The sequence below is a fragment of the Streptomyces sp. NPDC091371 genome, assembly GCF_040684275.1.
Lineage (GTDB): Bacteria > Actinomycetota > Actinomycetes > Streptomycetales > Streptomycetaceae > Streptomyces.
On record NZ_JBFBFP010000029.1, the window covers coordinates 49,600 to 70,266 of the forward strand.

21 protein-coding genes and 1 pseudogene are annotated in these 20,667 nt (G+C 70.0%); 9 read left to right on the forward strand and 13 right to left on the reverse strand.

Annotation, left to right across the window (positions count from 1 at the left end):
* Nucleotides 1–7 precede the first annotated feature (7 nt).
* On the reverse strand, nucleotides 8–421 hold the full coding sequence (locus AB0O21_RS26785; protein WP_365174936.1) for a MarR family transcriptional regulator: 414 nt from the start codon (nucleotides 419–421) through the stop codon (nucleotides 8–10).
* Nucleotides 422–591: 170 nt separating this feature from the next.
* Here AB0O21_RS26785 and AB0O21_RS26790 point away from each other — a divergent pair, with 170 nt between their 5' ends.
* The 4 genes from AB0O21_RS26790 to AB0O21_RS26805 all read left to right on the forward strand — a co-directional run bounded on the left by AB0O21_RS26790 (nucleotide 592) and on the right by AB0O21_RS26805 (nucleotide 4,475).
* Nucleotides 592–1,503 (forward strand): SDR family NAD(P)-dependent oxidoreductase, encoded by a 912-nt coding sequence (locus AB0O21_RS26790; protein ID WP_365174938.1) that lies wholly within the window; start codon nucleotides 592–594, stop codon nucleotides 1,501–1,503.
* Between the two features lies 1 nt (nucleotide 1,504).
* Complete coding sequence (locus tag AB0O21_RS26795; RefSeq protein WP_365174940.1) at nucleotides 1,505–2,392, forward strand: amidohydrolase family protein; 888 nt, start codon at nucleotides 1,505–1,507, stop codon at nucleotides 2,390–2,392.
* An 11-nt stretch (nucleotides 2,393–2,403) separates the two neighbouring features.
* Nucleotides 2,404–3,951 (forward strand): long-chain fatty acid--CoA ligase, encoded by a 1,548-nt coding sequence (locus AB0O21_RS26800; protein WP_365174942.1) that lies wholly within the window; start codon nucleotides 2,404–2,406, stop codon nucleotides 3,949–3,951.
* Between the two features lie 65 nt (nucleotides 3,952–4,016).
* On the forward strand, nucleotides 4,017–4,475 hold the full coding sequence (locus AB0O21_RS26805) for a MaoC family dehydratase (protein ID WP_365174945.1): 459 nt from the start codon (nucleotides 4,017–4,019) through the stop codon (nucleotides 4,473–4,475).
* A gap of 71 nt (nucleotides 4,476–4,546) precedes the next feature.
* Here AB0O21_RS26805 and AB0O21_RS26810 read toward each other — a convergent pair whose 3' ends face one another.
* The 7 genes from AB0O21_RS26810 to AB0O21_RS26840 all read right to left on the reverse strand — a co-directional run bounded on the left by AB0O21_RS26810 (nucleotide 4,547) and on the right by AB0O21_RS26840 (nucleotide 11,623).
* Nucleotides 4,547–5,521, reverse strand: a complete 975-nt coding sequence (locus AB0O21_RS26810; RefSeq protein WP_365174948.1) for a Gfo/Idh/MocA family oxidoreductase — start codon at nucleotides 5,519–5,521, stop codon at nucleotides 4,547–4,549.
* Nucleotide 5,522: 1 nt separating this feature from the next.
* Nucleotides 5,523–6,827, reverse strand: a complete 1,305-nt coding sequence (ligA, locus tag AB0O21_RS26815; RefSeq protein WP_365174950.1) for a protocatechuate 4,5-dioxygenase subunit alpha — start codon at nucleotides 6,825–6,827, stop codon at nucleotides 5,523–5,525.
* A gap of 25 nt (nucleotides 6,828–6,852) precedes the next feature.
* Nucleotides 6,853–7,770 (reverse strand): amidohydrolase family protein, encoded by a 918-nt coding sequence (locus tag AB0O21_RS26820; RefSeq protein ID WP_365174953.1) that lies wholly within the window; start codon nucleotides 7,768–7,770, stop codon nucleotides 6,853–6,855.
* Between the two features lie 2 nt (nucleotides 7,771–7,772).
* Nucleotides 7,773–8,462, reverse strand: coding sequence for a 4-carboxy-4-hydroxy-2-oxoadipate aldolase/oxaloacetate decarboxylase (ligK, locus tag AB0O21_RS26825; RefSeq protein WP_365174955.1), 690 nt, complete (start codon nucleotides 8,460–8,462; stop codon nucleotides 7,773–7,775).
* Between the two features lie 16 nt (nucleotides 8,463–8,478).
* Nucleotides 8,479–9,504 (reverse strand): amidohydrolase family protein, encoded by a 1,026-nt coding sequence (locus AB0O21_RS26830; RefSeq protein ID WP_365174958.1) that lies wholly within the window; start codon nucleotides 9,502–9,504, stop codon nucleotides 8,479–8,481.
* A 33-nt stretch (nucleotides 9,505–9,537) separates the two neighbouring features.
* The gene (locus tag AB0O21_RS26835; RefSeq protein WP_365174960.1) at nucleotides 9,538–10,752 is read right to left on the reverse strand and encodes a 4-hydroxybenzoate 3-monooxygenase; all 1,215 of its coding nucleotides are present in this window, start codon (nucleotides 10,750–10,752) and stop codon (nucleotides 9,538–9,540) included.
* Between the two features lie 103 nt (nucleotides 10,753–10,855).
* A complete protein-coding gene (locus AB0O21_RS26840) occupies nucleotides 10,856–11,623 on the reverse strand; it encodes an IclR family transcriptional regulator (RefSeq protein ID WP_365174962.1) in 768 nt (255 codons plus the stop codon).
* Nucleotides 11,624–11,698: 75 nt separating this feature from the next.
* On the opposite strand from AB0O21_RS26840, the gene AB0O21_RS26845 reads away from it, so the two are divergent.
* From AB0O21_RS26845 to AB0O21_RS26865, 5 genes and pseudogenes are all read left to right on the forward strand, one after another.
* On the forward strand, nucleotides 11,699–12,397 hold the full coding sequence (locus tag AB0O21_RS26845) for a substrate-binding domain-containing protein (RefSeq protein WP_365174965.1): 699 nt from the start codon (nucleotides 11,699–11,701) through the stop codon (nucleotides 12,395–12,397).
* Between the two features lie 220 nt (nucleotides 12,398–12,617).
* Nucleotides 12,618–14,387, forward strand: coding sequence for a hypothetical protein (locus tag AB0O21_RS26850; RefSeq protein WP_365174967.1), 1,770 nt, complete (start codon nucleotides 12,618–12,620; stop codon nucleotides 14,385–14,387).
* Between the two features lie 273 nt (nucleotides 14,388–14,660).
* Nucleotides 14,661–14,966 (forward strand): annotated as a pseudogene (locus AB0O21_RS26855) (DUF2397 family protein); the annotation flags it as partial.
* 55 nt (nucleotides 14,967–15,021) lie between these two features.
* Nucleotides 15,022–15,360: a hypothetical protein gene (locus tag AB0O21_RS26860; RefSeq protein WP_365174970.1), complete on the forward strand. Its 339-nt coding sequence runs from the start codon at nucleotides 15,022–15,024 to the stop codon at nucleotides 15,358–15,360.
* Between the two features lie 624 nt (nucleotides 15,361–15,984).
* Nucleotides 15,985–16,200, forward strand: coding sequence for a DUF6243 family protein (locus AB0O21_RS26865; RefSeq protein WP_365174973.1), 216 nt, complete (start codon nucleotides 15,985–15,987; stop codon nucleotides 16,198–16,200).
* 121 nt (nucleotides 16,201–16,321) lie between these two features.
* Here the strand turns inward: AB0O21_RS26865 and AB0O21_RS26870 are convergent, their stop codons facing one another.
* From AB0O21_RS26870 to AB0O21_RS26890, 5 genes are all read right to left on the reverse strand, one after another.
* Nucleotides 16,322–16,735, reverse strand: coding sequence for a hypothetical protein (locus AB0O21_RS26870; RefSeq protein ID WP_365174976.1), 414 nt, complete (start codon nucleotides 16,733–16,735; stop codon nucleotides 16,322–16,324).
* Between the two features lie 262 nt (nucleotides 16,736–16,997).
* Nucleotides 16,998–17,705: a beta-ketoacyl reductase gene (locus AB0O21_RS26875; RefSeq protein ID WP_365174979.1), complete on the reverse strand. Its 708-nt coding sequence runs from the start codon at nucleotides 17,703–17,705 to the stop codon at nucleotides 16,998–17,000.
* Between the two features lie 372 nt (nucleotides 17,706–18,077).
* Complete coding sequence (locus tag AB0O21_RS26880; RefSeq protein ID WP_365174981.1) at nucleotides 18,078–18,656, reverse strand: dienelactone hydrolase family protein; 579 nt, start codon at nucleotides 18,654–18,656, stop codon at nucleotides 18,078–18,080.
* A 96-nt stretch (nucleotides 18,657–18,752) separates the two neighbouring features.
* Nucleotides 18,753–20,018 carry an NAD(P)/FAD-dependent oxidoreductase gene (locus AB0O21_RS26885; protein WP_365174984.1) on the reverse strand — a complete coding sequence of 422 codons (1,266 nt, stop codon included), beginning with the start codon at nucleotides 20,016–20,018 and terminating at the stop codon, nucleotides 18,753–18,755.
* 99 nt (nucleotides 20,019–20,117) lie between these two features.
* Nucleotides 20,118–20,660: an SMI1/KNR4 family protein gene (locus AB0O21_RS26890; protein ID WP_365174987.1), complete on the reverse strand. Its 543-nt coding sequence runs from the start codon at nucleotides 20,658–20,660 to the stop codon at nucleotides 20,118–20,120.
* Nucleotides 20,661–20,667: the final 7 nt, after the last annotated feature.

Below are 20,667 nucleotides of genomic sequence, written 5' to 3' on the forward strand. Positions count from 1 at the left end.
TGACGGCCTAGGTGAGGGACCGCCAGGTGCGGTGCAGGGCCTGCCTGAAGGCCTCGACCTCCACGGGGGTGAGGTCGGCGACCATGCGCTCCTCGAGCGCGCGGGCGGGTCCGGCGTACTCGTCGAGGAGTCCCCGGCCGGCGTCGGTCAGCAGGATGAGGCGCTCCCGGCGGTTGTCCGGGTTCGGCTCGCGGCGGATCAGGCCGCGGCCCTCCAGGGTGCGGACCATGTCGGCCATGGTCTGCGCGGTGACGAACGAGTCACGGGCGAGCTGGGCGGCCGAGACGCCGTCGTGCCGTCCCAGGACGGTGAGGGCGGTGTACTGCAGGGCGGTGATGCCCGCGGGTCTGACCAGCTCGTCGAGGCGGGCGCGTACCGCCAGCTCCGTCCGCTTGACCAGGTAGAGCAGCGAGGTGGTCACGTTCTTCCTCCTGTGGATGTCGGCCGGGGAACGGCGGCGGGTACAGCCTAGGGCATTGACAGGAATCCTGTTGATTGACGAGACTGTCATTCATCAGGATTCCTGTCGATCGAGCCTGGCCGCGCGCCCCGCTCTCGACAGCCCGCCCACGCTCACACGAAGGACCCGCCATGGACCTCCACGGGAAAGTCGCCGTCGTCACCGGCAGCGGACGCGGCCTCGGCCTCGCCTACGCCCGGACGCTCGCCGCCGCCGGTGCCGCCGTCGTCGTCAACGACGTCGACCAGGTCGCCGTCGACGCCGCCGTCGCCTCGATCACGTCCGAGGGCGGCACAGCCGCCGGCGTCGTCGCGGCGGTGGGCGACAGCGAGTCGGCCCAGCGGCTGGTCGACACGGCGGTCGAGGAGTTCGGCCGCCTGGACGTCCTCGTCACCAACGCCGGCATCCTCCGCGACCGCGTGCTGTGGAAGATGACCGACGACGACTTCGACGACGTCGTCCGCGTCCACCTCCGCGGCACCTTCACCTGCGCCCGCGCGGCCGCGGTCCGCATGCGCGAACAGGGCACCGGGGGCCGGCTCGTCCTCATCTCCTCCCCCGCCGGGCAGCGCGGCAACTTCGGCCAGACCAACTACGCCGCCGCCAAGGCGGGCATCGTCGCCATGGCCCGCACCTGGGCCATGGAGCTGGGCCGCGCCGGCATCACCGTCAACGCCGTCGTCCCCGTCGCCGCCACCGAGATGACCAGGACCATCCCGGCCTTCGCCCCGGTCATCGAGGAGTCCGAGCGCACCGGCAAGGCGCTGCCCGCCTGGCTGCGCCAGAACGAGGGCCTCGGCACCGTCGAGGACGTCGCCGCACTGATCACCTTCCTGGCCTCGGACGACTCCGACGGAGTCACCGGGCAGGCGATCGGCATCGGCGGCGACCGGCTGGCCCTGTGGGCACACCCCAAGGAGAAGGCGGTCGCCTTCGCCGAGGGCGGCTGGAGCGCCGACGCCATCGCCGCCGAGTGGCCGGCCGGCGTCGGGGCCGAGCCCGAGACGTACGGCATCCCCGCGCCCCAGGCCCCGGAGGCGTGACATGGCCGACCTCGCGCTCGACCTCGACCGGCTCACAGCCATCGACATGCACACCCACGCGGAGGTCTCCAAGGACGGCCACGGGTCCCTGAGCCCGGAGCTGTTCGGAGCCTCCGAGAAGTACTTCAAGGCCCACGGCCACCGGCAGCCGACCATCGAGGAGATGGCCGGCCACTACCGCGAGCGCCGCATGGCGGCCGTGGTGTTCACCGTCGACGCCGAACACGCCACCGGCCACCCGCGGATCTCCAACGAGGAGATCGCCGAGAGCTGCGCCGCACACGCCGACGTGCTGATCCCCTTCGCGAGCATCGACCCGCACAAGGGCCGCGCGGGTGCGCGCGAGGCACGGCGGCTCGTGGAGGAGCACGGCGTCCGCGGCTTCAAGTTCCACCCCAGCATCCAGGCGTTCTCGCCGAACGACCCGCTCGCCTACCCGCTGTACGAGGCCATCGAGGAACTCGGCGTGCCCGCGCTGTTCCACACCGGCCAGACCGGCATCGGCGCGGGCGTGCCGGGCGGCGGAGGCATCCGGCTGAAGTACTCGAACCCGATGCTGCTCGACGACGTGGCCGTCGACTTCCCCGAGCTGCGGATCATCCTGGCCCATCCGTCCTTCCCCTGGCAGGACGAGGCCCTGGCGGTGGCCACCCACAAGCCGCACGTGTACATCGACCTGTCCGGCTGGTCGCCGAAGTACTTCCCGCCGCAGCTCGTCCGCTACGCCAACACCCTGCTCAAGGACAAGGTCCTCTTCGGCTCCGACTACCCCGTCATCACTCCCGACCGATGGCTCGCGGACTTCGAGAAGCTCGACATCAGGCCCGAGGTCCGGCCGAAGATCCTCAAGGAGAACGCCGCCCGTCTGCTCGGCCTCCTCAACGACTGAAGGAACCGCTCGTGTTGAACCAAGGCATCGGATCCTGGCCGGCACGCCGGGCCCGCAAGACACCCGACCGGATCGCCGTCGTCCACGAAGGCCGCGCGTGGACGTACCGCGAGCTGCACGAGCGGGTCCTGCGCCTCGCCCACGCCCTGCGGGCGTCGGGCGTGGCGCCGGGAGACCGGATCGCCTACCTCGGCCCCAATCACCCGGCGTTCCTGGAGACCCTCTTCGCCGCCGGGACACTGGGTGCGGTCTTCGTCCCGCTCAACACCCGTCTGGCAGCTCCGGAGTTGGCGTACAACCTGGCCGACTCGGGCAGCACCGTCCTCGTCCACGCTCCCGAGCAGGGCGAGGCGGCCCGTGCCGCGGCGGCCGATGCGGGCGTACGCCACCGGATCGCGGTCGCAGGAGCCGACGAGGACAGTGCCCCCGGCTACGAGGAGCTGCTCGCGGGCGCCGGGACCGGCCCCCTGGACGTGGCCGTGGCGCCCGAGGACCCGTGCATGATCATGTACACCTCAGGGACCACGGGCCGCCCCAAGGGCGCCGTCCTCTCCCACGCCAACATCACCTGGAACAGCGTCAACGTCCTCGTCGACACCGACCTGGGCGGCGACGAGGTGACCCTCGTCGTGGCCCCGCTGTTCCACACCGCCGGACTCAACATGACGTGCCTGCCCACCCTGCTCAAGGGCGGCCGGGTGGTCCTCCTCGGAGCCTTCGACGCCGAGCGCGTCCTGGAGCTGATCGAGGACCTGCGCGTGACGTACATGTTCGGCGTCCCCACCATGTACGACGCCATGGCCGCCCGGCCCCGCTGGGAGACCACGGACCTGTCCAGCCTGCGCACCCTCAACTGCGGCGGCGCGCCCGTGCCCACCCGCACCATCACCGCGTACCTCGACCGCGGCCTGGCCTTCAGCCAGGGCTACGGCATGACCGAGGCATCCCCCGGGGTCCTCTTCCTGGACCGGGAGCACACCTCGGTCAAAGCCGGCTCCGCCGGGGTGCCGCACTTCTTCACCGACACCCGTGTGGTGCTGCCGGACGGCAGCGAGGCCGAGCCCGGACAGCGCGGGGAGATCCTGGTCCAGGGCCCCCACGTCATGACCGGCTACTGGGGCCGGCCCGAGGACACCGCGGCCGCCTTCGCCGACGACCGCTGGCTGCGCACCGGTGACATCGCCCGGACGGACGGCGACGGGTACGCCTACATCGTCGACCGGGTCAAGGACATGTTCGTCTCGGGCGGGGAGAACGTCTACCCGGCCGAGGTGGAGGACGTGCTCCTCACCCACCCCGCCGTCGCCGAATGCGCGGTCATCGGCGTGCCCGACCCGGTCTGGGGCGAGGTCGGCCGGGCCGTCGTCGTCCTCGGACCCGGCGCTCACGCCGGTGAGGACGACATCCTCGGCCACCTGCGGGGCCGACTCGCCAAGTACAAGATCCCCAAGTCCGTCGTCCTGACCGAGGACCTGCCCCGCACGGCCTCCGGGAAGATCGTCAAGCCCGCCGTGCGCGACGCGTACGCGAACGGCCCCAGCGGCCGTCCGCGCGCCTGACAGACATACGACACACCCTCCGCGGGCGGCGTCCCCCGCCGCCCGCACCATCGGAAGGATCCGTCATGCCCACCACCGCCCACGGCCTCGACCAGCTCATGGCCCTCACCGGAGCCGACCTCGGCCGCACAGACTGGCTCGACATCACCCAGAAGCGGGTGAACACCTTCGCCGACGCCACCGACGACCACCAATGGATCCACACGGACCCGGAGAAGGCCAAGGACGGGCCCTTCGGCGGCCCGATCGCCCACGGCTACCTGACCCTCTCCCTCATCATTCCGCTCTTCGGCGAGCTGCTGGAGATCACCGGCACCAGGATGAGCGTCAACTACGGCCTGGAGAAGGTCCGTTTCCCCGCACCCGTACCGGTCGGATCGAAGATTCGCCTCCACGGCGCCGTCGGCACCGTGGAGGAGGTCAAGGGCAACGGTGTACAGATGCCGCTGACGTTCACCATCGAGGTCGACGGCAGCGACAAGCCGGCCTGCGTCGCCCAGGCCGTCTACCGCCACTACGCCTGACCAGCCACGCGCCGGGGGCGGTACCGACCACAAGGTCGGTACCGCCCCCGGCACTGTTTCACCCCGCTCGGTCAGGAGCCCGCGACGGCGTTCAGCTGCTCCTCCAGGGCCGCCAGCGTCCGGTAGCAGGCCAGCACCTGGGCGATGGAGGAGTTCGGCTCGCGGCCCTCGCGGATCGCGGCGACGAACTCGCGGTCCTGGAGCTCGATGCCGTCCATCGAGACGTCGACCCCGCTCACGTCGATCGGCTCGTCCTTTCCGGTGAACAGGTCGTCGTACCGGGCGAGGTAGGTGCCGGTGTCGCCGATGTAGCGGAAGAACGTGCCCAGCGGCCCCTCGTTGTTGAACGAGAGCGACAGGGTGCAGATGGCGCCGTTCTCCGCCCGCAACTGGATGGACATGTCCATCGCGATGCCCAGCTCAGGGTGGATCGGGCCCTGCACGGCATGGGCCTGCACGATCGGTGAACCGGTCTGGTACGCGAACAGGTCGACGGTGTGCGCGGCGTGGTGCCACAGCAGGTGGTCGGTCCAGGAGCGCGGCTGCCCGAGCGCGTTGAGGTTCTTCCGGCGGAAGAAGTACGTCTGCACGTCCATCTGCTGGATGCGGAACTGGCCGGCCTCGATCCGCTGCCGCACCCACTGGTGGCTGGGGTTGAAGCGGCGGGTGTGGCCCACCATCGCGACGAGCCCGGTGCGCTGCTGCGCCGCCAGACACGCCTCGGCGTCCCCCAGCGAGTCGGCGAGCGGGATCTCGACCTGGACGTGCTTGCCCGCTTCGAGGCAGGCCAGCGTCTGCGAGGCGTGCATCTGCGTCGGGGTGGCGAGGATGACGGCGTCGACGTCGTCCATCGCCAGCACCTCGTCGAGGGAGGCGACGGCGCGGCCCACGCCCTGCTCCGCGGCGAACTCCTCGGCACGTTCGAGGGTGCTGCTCACCACGGCGGTCACCTCGACTCCGTCGATCCGCTTCAGCGCGGCCGCGTGCTTGGCGCCGAAGGCACCGCCGCCCACCAGGGCGATCCGTACGGTCCGGTCGTCAGTCATGTCACTCCTTCACGGCGGGCTCGTCGACCCACGGGTTGTTTTCCAGGATCAGGTGTCCGACGGCCGTGTTGGACGCCGGCACATGGTAGAAGCGGTGCTTGACCTCGACCTCGCCGGAGCCGTCGACGTCGCTCATCGCGCCGCGGGCGATCAGCCACATGACCAGTTCGATGCCCTCGGAGCCGGCCTCCTCGACGTACTCCAGGTGCGGCACCCCGGCCAGGCCGGCCGGGTCCTCGACCAGCCGGTCCAGGAAGGCGTTGTCCCACTCCCGGTTGATCAGGCCGGCCCGCGGGCCCTGGAGCTGGTGGCTCATGCCGCCGGTGCCCCACACCTGTACCTTCAGCGGCCGGTCGTACGACTCGATCGCCTTGCGCAGGGCCTGGCCGAGCTTGAAGCACCGGGCACCGGAGGGAACGGGGTACTGCACCACGTTGACGTGGAACGGGATGACCTTGCACGGCCACTTGTCGACGTCGCCGAACATCAGCGACAGCGGGACGGTCAGCCCGTGGTCGACGGTCATCTCGTTGACGAGGGTGAGGTCGAAGTCGTCCCGGATCAGCGAGTGCGCGATGTGCGCGGCCAGGTCGGGGTCGCTCTCGATGCCGGGCACGGGGCGGGGCCCGTACCCCTCGTCGGCGGTGGGGAAGGCGGCTCCGGTGCCGAGGACGAAGGTCGGGATCATCGACTGGTCGAAGGCGCTGGCATGGTCGTTGTAGACGAGGAAGATCACGTCGGGGACGTTCTCCGCCTCCCACCGCTTGGAGTACTCGTACCCCTCGAAGACCGGCCGCCAGTAAGGCTCGTCGCTCTTGCCGTGGTCCAGTGCCGCGCCGATCGCCGGCACGTGCGAGGTGAAGACGGCGCCGGTGATCTCGGCGTGCCCGGCCGCCGCCTGCGGCGCGTGGGCCGCTTCGAGGACGGCGTGGTCGATCCGGTTCCCCTCGACCGAGCGGCCGCCGCGGACCATCATGTCGCGGTACTCCTGCTCGGTCATGCCGGTCATCGAGCCCGCCATCTGCTGGAACGAAAGCCCCAGCGTAGCGCCCCACTTGGCGAGGAAGTAGATGTTGCCGCCCTCGCGCATCGCCGCGTTCAGGTCGCGGTCGAGCAGGGCCTGCTTCTGCTCCTCCCGCAGCGGCCACGCGTCCAGGTAGGCGCGCTCGTCCGCGAGGTAGCGCTCGCGGTTCTCCGCCGTCATCAGCGACATGCAGAACTGGTTGAGGTGGTACCCCTTGGCCGACTGCTCGGAGTCGAAGATGGTCGTCCCGGGAACCAGCTTGTAGGTCTTGTCCAGTGACATGTGGGGGCTCCGATCGAGAACGGGTTCAGAGGACGTCGGGCCAGTACAGGCGCATCGGGTTGTCGACGAGCAGCTTGCGCCGGAGCTCCGGCGTCGGCGCGATGTGCGGGACGAAGTCGACGAGCAGCCCGTCGTCGGGCATGTGGTCGGTGAGATTGGGGTGCGGCCAGTCGGTGCCCCACAGCACCCGGTCGGGAAACTCCTCGACCACGCGCCGTGCGAAGGGGACGACGTCGCGGTAGGCCGCCCGCTCCCCGTCGAGGGCCGGCGGGCCGCTCACCGAAAGCCGCTCCGGGCACGTCACCTTGCACCAGATGTCCGGCCGTGCCCGCATGAAGCTCAGGAACGCCTCGAAGTCGGGCCCCTCCGGGTCCTTCGCGGTGTCCGGCCGGCCCATGTGGTCGATGACCAGCGGGACCGGGATCGTCAGGAGGAAGTCCCGCAGGTCGGGGAGGTCCGCCGCCTCGAAGTAGACGACGACGTGCCACCCGTACGGCGCGATCCTCCGGGCGACGTCCCACAGGTCCTGCCGCGGCGCCGTGTCCACGAGCCGCTTGACGAAGTTGAACCGCACCCCGCGGACGCCCGCCTCGTGCAGCTCCCGTACCTGCGCGTCCGTGACGTCGGGCCGCAGCGTCGCCACGCCCCGGGCCAGCCCGCCGGAGGCCCGCAGGGCGTCGACCATGGCGGAGTTGTCGGCGCCGTGGCAGGTCGCCTGCACCACGACGTTGCGGGCGAAGCCGAGGTGGTCGCGGAGCGCGAACAGCTGGTCCTTGGACGCGTCGCACGGCGTGTACTTGCGCTCGGGGGCGTACGGGAACTCGTCGCCCGGGCCGAAGACGTGGCAGTGTGCGTCGACGGCGCCGGCGGGCAGCCCGTACCGCGGCCGGCTCGGGCCGGCGTACCAGTCCAGCCAGCCGGGCGACTTCTCGAAGCTCGTCATCGTCAGTCCTCGTACCGCAGCCCGAGCCCGGCCAGCGGGCCGCGCATGGCGTACATGTCGAGGCCGAGCTCGCCCGCCCGGAACCGCGCGCGCTTGCCCTCCTCCGCGGCCTCGCGCGCGACCGAGGCCGCGGCCACTTCGGCGGCCCGCTCGCGCGGCACCACGACGACACCATCGGCGTCCGCGACGACCACGTCACCGGGCCGCACCAGGGCGTTGCCGCAGACCACGGGCACGTTGACGGAGCCGAGGGTGGCCTTGACCGTGCCCTTGGCGTTGACCGCGCGGGAGAAGACGGGGAAGTCCATCTCCTCCAGGTCGGCGACGTCACGGACACCGCCGTCGATGACCAGGCCCTGACAGCCCCGGGCCCGGAACGAGGTGGCGAGCAGCTCGCCGAAGAAGCCGTCCCCGCTCTCGGTCGAGCAGGCCGCGACGACGACGTCCCCGTCCTGGATCTGCTCGGCGGCGACGTGCAGCATCCAGTTGTCGCCGGGCTGGAGCAGCACGGTCACGGCGGTGCCGCACATCCGGGCCTTCGGGTAGACCGGGCGCAGGTAGGGGCGCATCAGCCCGACCCGGCCCATGGCCTCGTGGATCGTCGCGACGCCGAACGCCGACAGCGCGGCGACGGCCTCCGGGTCGGCCCGGTCGACCTTGGTGTGGACGACGCCGATCTCGGTGTGTTCCATGGTGCTCCTCCTGGGGTCAGCGGCCGGCCGCGGCGAGGCGGGCGGCGAGTCGGGGGTAGACGCGCAGGGCGTTGCCGCTGTACACGGCGGCGCGCTCCTCGTCCGACAGGTGCGGGGTGGCGTCCACGTACCGCTTCGTGTCGTCGAAGTGGTGGCCGGTGTACGGGTCGATGTCGCGGACCGCGCCGATCATCTCGCTGGCGAACAGGACGGAACGGCTGGGAACCACCCGGGTCAGCAGGTCGATGCCGGGCTGGTGGTAGACGCAGGTGTCGAAGAAGACGTTGTCGAGCAGCGTCTCCGGCTCCGGCCTGCCCAGTGCCATCGCCAGGCCGCGGAACCGGCCCCAGTGGTACGGCACGGCCCCGCCGCCGTGCGGGATGACGAACCGCAGCGTCGGGAAGTCGGCGAACAGATCGCCCTGGACGAGCTGCATGAACGCTGTGGTGTCGGCGTTCAGGTAGTGCGCGCCGGTGGTGTGGAAGGCCGGGTTGCACGAAGTGCTGACATGGATCATCGCGGGGATGTCGTACTCGGCCATCGCCTCGTAGACCGGGTACCAGCTGCGGTCGGTCAGCGGCGGCGCGGTCCACCGGCCCCCCGACGGGTCGGGGTTGAGGTTGACCGTGACCGCGCCCAGCTCCTCGACCGCGCGGCGCAGCTCGGGCACGCTGGTCGCGGGGGCGACGCCCGGGGACTGCGGCAGCATCGCGCCCATCGCGAACCGGTCGGGATAGAGGGTGCTGACCCGGTGGACCAGGTCGTTGCAGATCCGCGCCCACGCCGAGGAGACCTCGAAGTCGCCGATGTGGTGGGCCATGAAACTGGCGCGCGGAGAGAAGATGGTGAGATCGCTGCCGCGCTCGTCCATCAGACGCAGCTGGTTGCCCTCGATCGCGGCGCGCAGGTCGTCGTCGCCGATGACCAGCTCGTCGGGGTCCGGGACGGGGCCGCGGCCGTCGGCGGCCGCGATCTGCCGGTCGCGCCACTGCGCCAGCTGCGGCGGGGCGGTGGTGAAGTGACCGTGACAATCGATGATCATGGGAAAGCCTCGCAATCGTCGCAATCGTCCGGTTCAGTGGTCGTGGCCGCGAGTGGGCCAGCCGGTGTACTGCTCGGCCAGGTAGGTGCGTCCGGCGCGCGTGCCCACCACGTTGTCGAGCTCGCCGAGCTGGCGCCGCAGGTCGTACGCCGAGCCGCCGGGCACGGTGTGGAGCAGCTGGGTCATCCAGTACGAGAAGTTCTGCGCCCGCCAGATCCGCTGGAGGGCCCGCGGCTGGTACTCGTCCAGCACGGCCTCGCCCTCGCCGGAGAGGGCCCGCGGCAGCACGTCGGCGAGGACCTTCACGTCGTGCAGCGCCAGGTTGAGCCCGCGGGCACCGGTCGGCGGCACCGTGTGCGCGGCGTCCCCGGCAAGGACCAGCGACCCCCAGCGCATCGGTTGCTGCACGAAGGAGCGGAACCGCAGCACCGTCTTCTCGGTGATCGGCCCCTCCTTCAGCCGGAAGCCGTCCACACCGGCCACCCGCGCCTGAAGGGTCTCCCAGACGCGGTCGTCGGACCACGCGTCGGCGGACTCGTCGGGGGAGCACTGGAAGTACATGCGCTGCACGGACTCGGTGCGCTGGCTGATCAGCGCGAAGCCGTGCTCGGAGTGGGCGTAGACCAGCTCGGGCGCACTCATCGGCGCCTCGGCGAGGATGCCGAACCACGCGAAGGGGTACTCCTTGCCGTACCGCACCCGTCGGTCCTCCGGCACCAGGTCGCGGCACATGCTGCGGGACCCGTCGGCACCGACGACGTACCGTGCCCGGATCTCGTGGCGGGACCCGTCGGGCGCGGTGTAGCGGATCCGGGGGGCGGTGGTCGTGATGTCGAGTACCTCGGTGTCGCGGATCCCGAAGTGGACGGTGCCGCCGTCGCGTTCGCGGGCGTCGGCGAGGTCGATGAAGACGTCGGTCTGCGGGTAGAGCCACACCGACGCGCCGACGAGCTCCTTGAAGTCGATGCGGTACGGCCGCCCGGCCGCCCGCAGTTCGACTCCCTCGTGCTCGTACCCGTCGCGCAGGATCCGGTCCGAGACCCCGGTCTCGATCAGGTCCCGGGCGGCGTCGGCCTCCAGGATGCCGGCCCGCTGGGTCATCTCGATCTCGTGACGGGTACGGGTGTCGACGTTGATCGTCTCGACTCCGGCGCGGCCGAGCAGATGCGCCAGCATCAGTCCGGCCGGCCCGGCACCGACGACCGCGACCGGAACCGAGGCGATGGAGTCGACGGGGGCGTCGGCCATGGCATCTCCCAAGCAGCTGAGAACGTTTCGAACACCCCGAACGCTCTCAGCCTCTCCGGCAGCCGGTCAGCGACGTTTCCGTCAGACGGAAGCGGCTCGGATCTCACCCCGACGTGCGGGTACGCCTGCCGAGCTCGTCGGAGATCCCGTACGCCGCCCGCAGCAGCGGCTCGCGCAGCCCGTGCGCCCGGCTCGCGCCCTGCGCCGTGAGCACGATCCCCAGCGCGGCGCTCACCGGCCCCGTCCGGCCGATCCGCACCGGCGCGGCCACCGCCACCGTGCTCTCCGACAGCTGCCGGTCACTGACGAAGACCTGCTCGCGCCGGATGCGGTCCAGCTGCGTCCGCAGCGTCTTCGGGTCGGTGACGGTGTGCGGGGTCCACGCCCGCTGCGGCGACTCGAGAACCTCCTCCTGGATTTCCCGCGGCGCGTGCGCCAGCAGCACCCGGCCCATCCCCGTGGACCCGATGGGGAAACGGGTCCCGACCATCGTCAGCAGCTCCACCGACCGGTGACCCGCGATCCTCTCCACGAACACGAGCTCGGTGCCCTCCCGCACCGCGAGCTGGACGTTCTCGTGGGTCACCTCGTAGAGGTCCTGCATGAACGGCAGCGCCACATCGCGCAGGATCTGCGTCCGGGGACAGCCCGAGGCGATCTCCCAGAGCCTCAGCCCGACGTGCCACGAACCGTCCTCAGCACGTTCCAGAGCCCCCCACTCCGCGAGCTCCGCCACCACACGGTGCGTGGTACTGAGGGCCAGTCCCGTCCGCTGGGCGATCTCCGACAGGGTCTGCGACGGATGCTCGCGGTCGAAGGCCGCCAGGACCAGGAGGACCTTTCCGGCCGCTGTGCTCTGGGTCGCGCTCACGCGATCAGTCTCGCAGACCCGCCTTGAGCCACCCGACCGCCCGCCGTACCATCTGCCGGACACCAAGGAGGAGACGTGGACCGAGAGATCAACGGGCTGTCCTCGATGGCGACGCGGACCGTACTCGCCGAGCTCACCGAGCACATCCGGCTCGTCCACGGGCTTCCCGTGCGTTTCGATTCCGCCGGCGGGGTCGAGATCGCGCGGCGGGTACGCGACGGCGCCGAGTCCGACGTGCTGGTGCTGGCCGAGGGGGCGCTGGCCGGGCTGGCCGAGGAGGGATACGTCCTGGGCGACACGGTACGCCCGCTGTGGGTCTCGCAGGTCGTCGCCGCCGTGCCGGAGGGAACACCGGTCCCGGCACTGCGCTCGGAATCCGACCTGCGATCCGCGCTGTTGTCGGCGAAGAGGATCGCCTACTCGACAGGCCCCAGCGGTACGGCCCTGATCGATCTGATCACCCGGATGGAACTCGCCGACGCCCTTCAGGGCCGGCTCGTCCAGGCATCACCGGGCGTGCCTGCCGGCACCCTGCTGTCATCCGGCCTGGCCGACCTGGCCTTTCAACAGCACAGCGAGCTGATGGACCTGCCGGGCGTCGTCATCGTCGGCCCGCTGCCGGACGGAAGCGCCATCAGCTCGGCATTCAGCGGAGGCGTACTGGCCGTCTCCTCCCAGCCGCGCCGCGCCCTCGAAGTGCTGGACCTCCTCGGTTCCGACACGGCGTCGAAGACCGCCCGCACGAAGGGCATGCGGGCGCCCGGGGACCAGTGACCAAGCCAAGGCGCGCCTCCCACGCAGCACGACCTGCGCGTTCCGCCAGGTGACGCCCCGTCGGAACGAGCGTCGGGAAACCTCTGCTGGGGGGAATCCGGCCGGAATGAAGGCCCGTTGGGGAGCGGCTGGGGAGGATCGGCCGTACACGCCGTGACCAGGCCGGCTCGGACAGCTGATCCGGAGACGAGCCGACCCACGGCTGCATAGAGTGAGCGTCGTGACTGATTCTCCCTACACGCGGGCGGCTACCGACGCGCGTACCGCCCTCATTCCCACCTTGGTGCCAGTGGCGGGTGCTGATGCCGAGCTCGTCGCAATTGGAGAGCGCTACTGGGCCTTGGCCGGGTTCCACGCTGAGTTCGGGACGGCGGTGTGGTGTGAGAAGACGGCGCAGATCGAGACGTCCGGTTGGGGCCGGCAGATCTATGCCGTCGCCGCCGCGGGTGTGCGAGCCGTGGTGAAGGGAGTGGCCTGTGCGAAGTGCGGAGGGCCGCTGAGCCTTACTTCGCGTACTGCTTTCCAGCAGTTGTGCGACGGCGAGGAACAGGTATGTGTCGACTGCAATTCATCTTTGCTGGCAGCTGTGCAGGTGGTGCTGAATCCGACGCGTAAGGAGAAGCGGGAGCAGCAGCGCGAGGCGGAGGCAGCGCAGCGTGTGATCGCTGAGGCTCGGTCCCGGTGGCATCAGCAGCAGTTGGACGAGATGGTCGCCGAGTATCCGGTCGCGTTCCCTTCCGTTTCACAGGAGCTGCCGGTGGGCGGGATCCGGGAGATGGTCGGGGCTCTCGCGCTCCTCCGATACGCGCCTGCATCGGATCCGATCAGGAGTGTGGGCTCGTGGCCAGTACCGCTACACCCGGACAGTGAAGAGATCTCCAAGCTGCTCGGGTCGTTGGTGCGGGCATCCCTCATCGCCATCCATCCGTCCACCCCTGCGAGTGCGGTGGTGTGGGAGCCGGCTTCCTTCGAGGATGCTGTGCGCGAAGCCGGGGGTGACCTCGGCGAAATCCCACAGCCCAAGCTGACGCACCAGTTCTATCCCACACTGGCTCACTACTTCGCGCCCATCGGAACGAGTATGGGCAAGGCCGTGGAGGGGCTTGACGGGCATCTCACCGCTGCGCTGGCTCCCATGGACATGACGGCGGACGAGCAGGGCGAGCTTCTGATGGTTGCCCACGAGCTGCTGGTTGCCGAAGGGCTGCGCTACTTCGACCACCGGCTTGAGGAAGTACGACTGCCGGCAGTACCGGACAATCACGCGGCCCGGCTCAGGACAGCGATGGGAAAGGTAGCCGAGTGCCGTCCCCTGGGGGAGATCTACAACCTCGTGTGGCGGGTGACTCGAGCCGCGGCAGAAGCTGCGCAGAAGAACCCGCAGGCACCGCGGGCCAACCTGAGCGCCCACGCCCTCAACCAGTTCGAAGGGCACGTCCAGCGGGCGGTGGACGAGCCGGGCTGGGAGATCAAGCCCTTCCGCGAGATCCACGGCCTCGGCCTCGCAGCGATGACCCGAACGCTGTTCTACAACGTCCTGAACGTGCATCCGGTCGAGACCGACTTGGTAGCGCTGGAAGAAAGCCTGCCGGAACCACGTCGTGAGGTGTATGCCCAGAGCATCAACCCGCCGCCCTCGAAGGCGGCGGCCGATGACCCGCTCGCGCAGCTGCTTGTGTGGCTGTCGACGGCTGACAGCTGGAACGCCGAGGATGTCCTCGGCGTCCTCGACGACCTCAAGCAGGCACGCAGCGACGAGGACTGGTTCGACGGAAGAATTCTGGCCAGGGAGGCGGGCAAACTCCTGGATCTCTACCAGCGCCTGACGCCGGCCGTCGGCATCCGCAGCGCTGTGCTGTCCGTACTGGCGGCCACGGAGATGCTGCTCCACCCTGTCAGCGTCGGGGAGGAACAGATCGCCTCAGGCAGATGGATCGCAGCCAAGATCGTCACCGTGCTCGTACCAGAGACTGCTGATTCGGATGCCTGAAGCGCAACTCTGCAGCAGATGACCCAGCCCGGACCCCGCAGTGCGCGGGTAGTCGCCGATCTCAACCAGCGTGCTGGAGCGACAGCCCCCTTTCTGTGCAGCGTGTCTCCCTCGAGAACATCGTCAAACGCCCAGCAAGGGGCCGTTATCACTGCGTAGCCTCGATGCCATGGGGCACCTGCACAGAAATCACTCCCGGAGACCGGCCTCGACGATACGTGGCAGCGGCTGAACGCATACGCGACGCTGGACGCCGAGACGCTCACCACCCGGCTGGAACGGCTGGTGCACCGGGGCGCCTTGCTACGGAGCAGTCACTCGGTGAAGGCATCGAGTATCACCGAGTACCAGCGCTCCCGGTCCCGCTACCAGTTGTCGAAGCTTGGCGAGCGGATCCAGCGGGACGCCGACGAGGTCCTGGCCGGGGCGGACGCGGCCCGCGAAGTGAGCAGCGAGATGCTGGCGCTGGTCGAGCGCGGACTGCGCGAGCTGAACGAGCTGGTCCAAAGGCCCGGAGGGGTAGAGCCGCAGAACGCACTGGAACGAGTCAGCACACTGTTCGTCCAGTTCACCGAGTTCGCGGACTCCGTGCGGGACTTCTACGCCCACCTCGGTCAGGTCGCAGCTGGAACGGGTGCGCCGACAGGCCGAGCGGGCCCAGCAGGAGGCGGAACGGGATGCGGCCATCGCGCACTTGCGGGAGCTGCGGCAGCAGATGACCAGCGTGCACCTACAGTCCTTCTCCCCCGTGCACCCGCCGGTGTTACCTGGGCCCCCGCAGCTCGGGCTGCACTGGGCTCTGGCCGAGGACAAAGCGTTCCACCTGGCGGGGCTCGGCGCGTTCGCCCGTACCGAGCGCGCGGCGGCGAAGCTGCGCGCCGAGCACGACGCTCCGAGGTACCTGGCTGCCGAGCAGGCGCGGTCGTACGGCGTCCACGGGGAGCTGAGCGCCGAGGCGCAGCAGTGGTGGTAGGCCCTCGTTGCGAACATCGACGCACTGCCCGACCAGACTCCCGGGGTCACCTCCAGCGGGCGCCCCACGCTGAAGACGCTGACCAAGCGGGACCGGGTCCTGTGGTGGCTCACGGCCGTGGGGTCCAATGTCGTCGCCACCCTCGGGGAGGGCTTCGCCGTCGCGCCGGGGATCACCGCGATCGACCTCGCGGTGATCACGCGCATGCCGGACACCCAGCAGTCGGGGTTCGTGGCGTACGGCCGCTGGACCCGGCAGGCAATCGAGTCGGTCCCCTGGCGGCAGCCGGCGGACGCAATGCGGTTCCTCGGCATCGGCCAGGACGTCGCCTGCGCCGTCGCTACGACCGCCTCCGGAAACTGGCGAGCCCGTTCATCCACCGCGCAGCCCCTGGTCGTAGCGAGCCGGCCCCGGGCGCTCGCCTGGGGACTGGTCGGCGCCGGGGCGGGCGGGAGGCTTGGCGTGCGGGGGCGCCGGGACCGGGTAACGTCCTTGTCATGTTCTTCCAGACACCGATTTACGAGGGAGAGCGTGACGGGCCCCCGCTGACGTCCTTGGACGTCACCGCGCCCGTCCCCCACCGATGAATCCGTAGATCACTCCACATCACCACCGGGAGAACCCGTGACCGACAGCAAGAACATCAACAACCCCGTGGGCCAGGGCGGCGGCCAGCGCAAGAAGCTGTCCCGCGCCGAGCGGCAGAACAACGGTCCGCACCGCAACCTCGACCGCCAGGGTGCCGCCGACCGGAAGGCGGAGCTGGTGCGCAAGATGCGCGAGAAGGCAGCCGCAGCCAAGGGCGCCGGGCAGGCGGGCGACGACACCGCAGAGAGCTGACGCAGGGCGGCACCGCACGGGGCAGCCCCTTGCCGTGGACACGGCCACGGGGAAGCCCACTCCGGACGCGCAAAGGCCGTCCGACTCGAGCAAAACCTCGAATCGGACGGCCATTTACCGTCTACCTGAACATCCGCCGCACCCAGACCTGGCACAGGCCGAGCTGCTTACGGTAGGCCGGCGGGACCAGGAATTTCGGCCTGTTGAACAGGACGATACTCGGAACGATCACGAATGCCGTCGGGAGCATGATGCCGAGGGAGCCGAAGACCACCGGCTTCAGGACGGAATCGGGGATCTCCGCTCCGAGCTTTCCGGGGATGAGGGCAACGAGCGCGCACGCACACATGACAGCCGCCGCCACGAGGATCACCGACATGGACCTGTTCACTCCACGCTTCACCCCTTCCGTGGCCGGTACGAGCAAAGTCATGTAATCGAACTGCTCCTCGTCCGTTCCGCTCCAGTTCTTGCGAATGGCGAACGGCGCCGCGGCGACCATGATCACGCAGAATACTGCCGCGATGTACGGCATGAGAGCATCCATGACTTTCCTTGCATTCGACCGGATCGCCCGTCCTATTCCGGACGTCCCGGTCACCCATACCGAAAGCGACGCTACATATCGGCGCTCCCGGACCGCAGACCAGACCGGCAACATATCCGGCCGCCGCACCGACGGCGGCGGTACCGGTCTTCACGCAGTGTGACCTGTCGCCGTGAGGCCGTCTATGCCCTCCATCACGTCGGTGGTGGGACCCCGGCGCCGACCGCCCCCGGCCCGTTGGGCGGTCCGGTCAGACGGTTCCTCCCGAGGGGTCGCGCAGCGTGGCCAGGGCGAGCTCGGCCACCTGGCTGATGGTCCGCTGCTGCATGAACACGGCGATGGGGAGGGTGGCGCTCAGGTCCTCGGTGATCCGGTTGCGCAGCTGGACCGCCATCAGGGAGTCGATGCCGAGGCGGTTCAGGCGCTGGTTGCCCTGGACCCGCTGGGGCGGGAGTTTGACGATGGTGGCGATGCGTGCGCACAGGTAGGCGGTGATGTCGGAGTGCGCGCTCTCGTCGCCCTGCCCGATCAGGGCCTCGGGACTGATGACGCGGGCGGGGGCCGGTGCGGTCGTGTCGAAGTCGTGCAGGAGGGAGCCGGTGCGCAGAGCGGGGAAGTCCCGGGCCCACACGGCGGGGTCGAAGGACATCACGGCCGCCTGGGCGGACGGGGACTGCAGGAGCCTGCCGAGGACGGCGAGCCCGTCGGAGGGGGCGAACTCCTTGAATCCGCGGTCGGCGAGCCGCAGGTCGTGCTCGGCCTTGGCCACCTGACCGGTCTGCGCCCACTGTCCCCAGTTCACGCTGAGGGCGGGGAGCCCCAGTGCCCGCCGGTGGTGGGCGAGACCGTCGAGATAGGCATTGGCCGTGGCGTAGTTGCCCTGGCCCGGTGAGCCGATGAGGGATGCGGCGGAGGAGTTAAGGACGAAGAAGTCCAGTGTCGCGCGATCAAGTCGCATGCGGACAGCCGTCATTGAGCATCTCGTGTGACGAGGACATGACAGTGGGAGCGTGGCGAAGGGCAGCCTCGGACGCGGTTGTCTCGTCAGGCAGTTCCGGAAGCCGGTGCGTACGGTCCGCCGTCGTGGCGGGATCGCACGGGACCCGTCCCGACCCGGCCGCCCCTCCGGGCTCTGTCGCCGGAGGACACCGGGACTGATCGTGAACGGCGCCCTGGTACCGGCACCCGGCTGGTGATCACGGTCGGCCGGCTGCCACGGGGAAGCGGCGACGACTGACGGGCGTATGCCGAATCCGGGATCGACCAGGCGTGCCGGGCCCGAGCGGCGGGCAGGGGGACGGGCTCGGTTCGTCGATCCCGCAGCGGGTGGCTACTTGATGCGGTCGAGGAAGGCGAGCACCCGGTGGGTGGCCTGCGTTGCAGCGTGCTCGTCGTGCGACGGCAGGCTGCTGTCGGTGAACAGGTGCCTGTCGCCGGGGTAGAGGAACAGCTCGGCGTCCGCCGCCGTCTCGACGAGCGCGCGGGCCGCGTCCACATCGCCCTCACCGGAGAAGAACGGGTCTGCGTCCATGCCGTGGACCTGGACCGGAACGCCCTGGGGCCAGGCACCGCCGAACTCCGAGACCGGGACGCACGCCTCGAGCAACAACGCGCCCTTCGCGCCCGGGCGGGTCTGGGCCAGCTTCTGCGCCGGCAGGACGCCAAGGGAGAACCCGAGGTAGACGAGGTCTGCAGGCAGCCCCTCGGCGACGGCGGCTCCGCGCGCGATGAACGTGCCGAACCCGACCCTCTCGACGTAGGCGATGCCGTCCTCGAGGCTGTCGAACACCTGTCCCTCGAAGAGGTCCGGGGCATGGACGGTGTGTCCGGCCCGTCGCAGCTGCTCGGCGAACTCGCGGACGCCGGCGGTCAGTCCGTGAGCGTGGTGGAAAACCAGTACCTCAGCCATGCCGCTCCCCTCGTGCCGCGGCGCCCGGGCGGCACCGCGGCACGAGTATGACCCGTAGCACTGACACCCGCGGGTCCCCAGCCGTGCGCTGGGGGTTCACCGTGTGGGTGGTGTCGCCGATGCGCGGTGTTTGATGTTGACGGCCGCGGCCTTGGCCAGGGCCGCGGGGTTCAAGAAGCGGGGCGGGCCGATCAGGCGGGATGCGAACAGGTGCATGTGGCGTGCCAGCGATGCGTCGCGGGCTGCCGCCGAGAACACCAGCCGCTCCACGGGGTTGAACGGGCGGGCCTTGGCGAAGTCGGTGGCCAGGTGTTGGTGGCCCTGGAGTTGGCGGCGGTGTCTGCGTTCGTATGCCGCGAGGGACCTGTCGAGGTCGTCCCGGCCGGTGGCGGCCCGGGCGACCGCCTCGGACAGCCATTGCGCGGACTCCAGGGCCCACCCGCATCCCACTCCCCACAGGGGGTCGCTGGTCAGGGCGGCGTCGCCGATGAGGGCCATGCCGGGGGCGGTCGGCTTGCGGCTGTGCAGTGGGTAGTCGATCGTTCCGATGATCTTCGTGACGCGCTCGGCGGCGTCGATGGGCGGCGCCTCGGGCAGCGCGCGGATGAACGCGAGGAAGCTGCCCTCCAGGTCGTTCCGGAAGGCCGGCAGGCGGTCCTTGCCCGGGAGCACCGCCATGACCGTCACCCCGTCGTCGTTGGGGAACGCGTACGCCATGTCGGGCTCCAGGAACCAGGCCTGGCCGATCCCGCCGGACAGCGGGAGGTTGCGGAAGTGGGCGAGGTAGCCGAACCGCCCGTTCTCGTACTGCCGGGCGGGCACCCCGGCGAACTTCGCCACGGCCGAGTCCTTGCCGTCGGCGCCGACCACCAGGCGGGCCCGGATCTCCCGCTCGCCCTGCGGCGTCGACGCGCGCACCCCCGTGGTTCGCCCGGCTTCCCGGACCAGCCCGGTCACCTGGTGGCCGAGGAGCAGATCGACGCCGGGCGTCTGCGCCGCGCGGGACCTGATCAACGGGTCGAGGGTGCTGCGCCGGATGTTGTACGCGTACGGGAGCTCGGGGCCCTTCGGCGCGGCCCTCGGCTCGATCCAGCCCCAGCGGGTGTACCAGCGGGCCTCGTTGCGGACGGCCCCCGCCTCCTCGATGGCGGGGACGAGGCCGAGCTCGTCCAGTACCGGGTAGGCATTGGCCGTGAGGGAGTGGGTGCACAGCACTTTGTACGCTTCGGGGTCCGAGCGGCGTTCCAGCAGCGCGACGCGGACACCGCGTCGCGCGAGCAGGATCGCGGCGGCGCTGCCGGCGAGGCTGGCTCCGCTGATGACGACGTCGTACTCGTATCCCGCGCTCTCAGGCCTGGTCATGTGCCGATCGCTCCCTTCGGGGTGTGGCGCAGTGCCGCTCTTGTCAGGCACATGACTAAGTGTAGGGAGTCGCGGAGTCGTCGATCGGGTGATGTGCGATCAGTGGCTCGGCAGGAATGCGTAGAACGGGCCGTCAGGCGCGAAGTTGCGGGCGCACAAGGTCACGTCCCCGCCCTTGAGGTAGGCCAGGAACCACTCGCCGAACGTCATCCCGTAGAGCGTCCAGGCCGGACTGTCGAACTCCTGGACCACAACACGCCAGGGCGACGAGGGGCCTTCGGGGATGCGGAGGAACACGGCCTCCCCCGTCGTGGCGGATGCCACCGGTATCAGGTCCCCGGGGTTCGCACTCACCGGACTCGGCAGGAATTCCGCCATGTCCTCCTCGCGCCAGAGTTCGAGATCTCCCCTGACGCATTCCCCCAGATTGTGCAGGAGATGGCCGGCCGGGTGCGTGAGATACAGCTGCCCGCTGATCTCGACCGAACCGTAAGCATCCACGATCTCGCGGAAGTCCGCGGGGAATTCGATGCCGAGTTCCCGCTCCAGTTCGATCCACGGGGCCGGATCCGACCAGTTGAACCGAGGTTCGCCCAACAGGGCTGTGATCTCTGAAAGCGCCGCCACCACCAGGTCCCCCATGAGAGTT

What these genes read in the sequence shown, in the direction of transcription:
- AB0O21_RS26890 (WP_365174987.1), bottom strand. Translation starts at nt 20,660, where the DNA reads ATGGGGGACCTGGTGGTGGCGGCGCTTTCAGAGATCACAGCCCTGTTG.
- AB0O21_RS26805 (WP_365174945.1), top strand. Translation starts at nt 4,017, where the DNA reads ATGCCCACCACCGCCCACGGCCTCGACCAGCTCATGGCCCTCACCGGA.
- AB0O21_RS26835 (WP_365174960.1), bottom strand. Translation starts at nt 10,752, where the DNA reads ATGGCCGACGCCCCCGTCGACTCCATCGCCTCGGTTCCGGTCGCGGTC.
- AB0O21_RS26880 (WP_365174981.1), bottom strand. Translation starts at nt 18,656, where the DNA reads ATGGCTGAGGTACTGGTTTTCCACCACGCTCACGGACTGACCGCCGGC.
- ligK (WP_365174955.1), bottom strand. Translation starts at nt 8,462, where the DNA reads ATGGAACACACCGAGATCGGCGTCGTCCACACCAAGGTCGACCGGGCC.
- AB0O21_RS26820 (WP_365174953.1), bottom strand. Translation starts at nt 7,770, where the DNA reads ATGACGAGCTTCGAGAAGTCGCCCGGCTGGCTGGACTGGTACGCCGGC.
- AB0O21_RS26795 (WP_365174940.1), top strand. Translation starts at nt 1,505, where the DNA reads ATGGCCGACCTCGCGCTCGACCTCGACCGGCTCACAGCCATCGACATG.
- AB0O21_RS26830 (WP_365174958.1), bottom strand. Translation starts at nt 9,504, where the DNA reads ATGATCATCGATTGTCACGGTCACTTCACCACCGCCCCGCCGCAGCTG.
- AB0O21_RS26875 (WP_365174979.1), bottom strand. Translation starts at nt 17,705, where the DNA reads ATGCGACTTGATCGCGCGACACTGGACTTCTTCGTCCTTAACTCCTCC.
- ligA (WP_365174950.1), bottom strand. Translation starts at nt 6,827, where the DNA reads ATGTCACTGGACAAGACCTACAAGCTGGTTCCCGGGACGACCATCTTC.
- AB0O21_RS26870 (WP_365174976.1), bottom strand. Translation starts at nt 16,735, where the DNA reads ATGCCGTACATCGCGGCAGTATTCTGCGTGATCATGGTCGCCGCGGCG.
- AB0O21_RS26810 (WP_365174948.1), bottom strand. Translation starts at nt 5,521, where the DNA reads ATGACTGACGACCGGACCGTACGGATCGCCCTGGTGGGCGGCGGTGCC.
- AB0O21_RS26885 (WP_365174984.1), bottom strand. Translation starts at nt 20,018, where the DNA reads ATGACCAGGCCTGAGAGCGCGGGATACGAGTACGACGTCGTCATCAGC.
- AB0O21_RS26790 (WP_365174938.1), top strand. Translation starts at nt 592, where the DNA reads ATGGACCTCCACGGGAAAGTCGCCGTCGTCACCGGCAGCGGACGCGGC.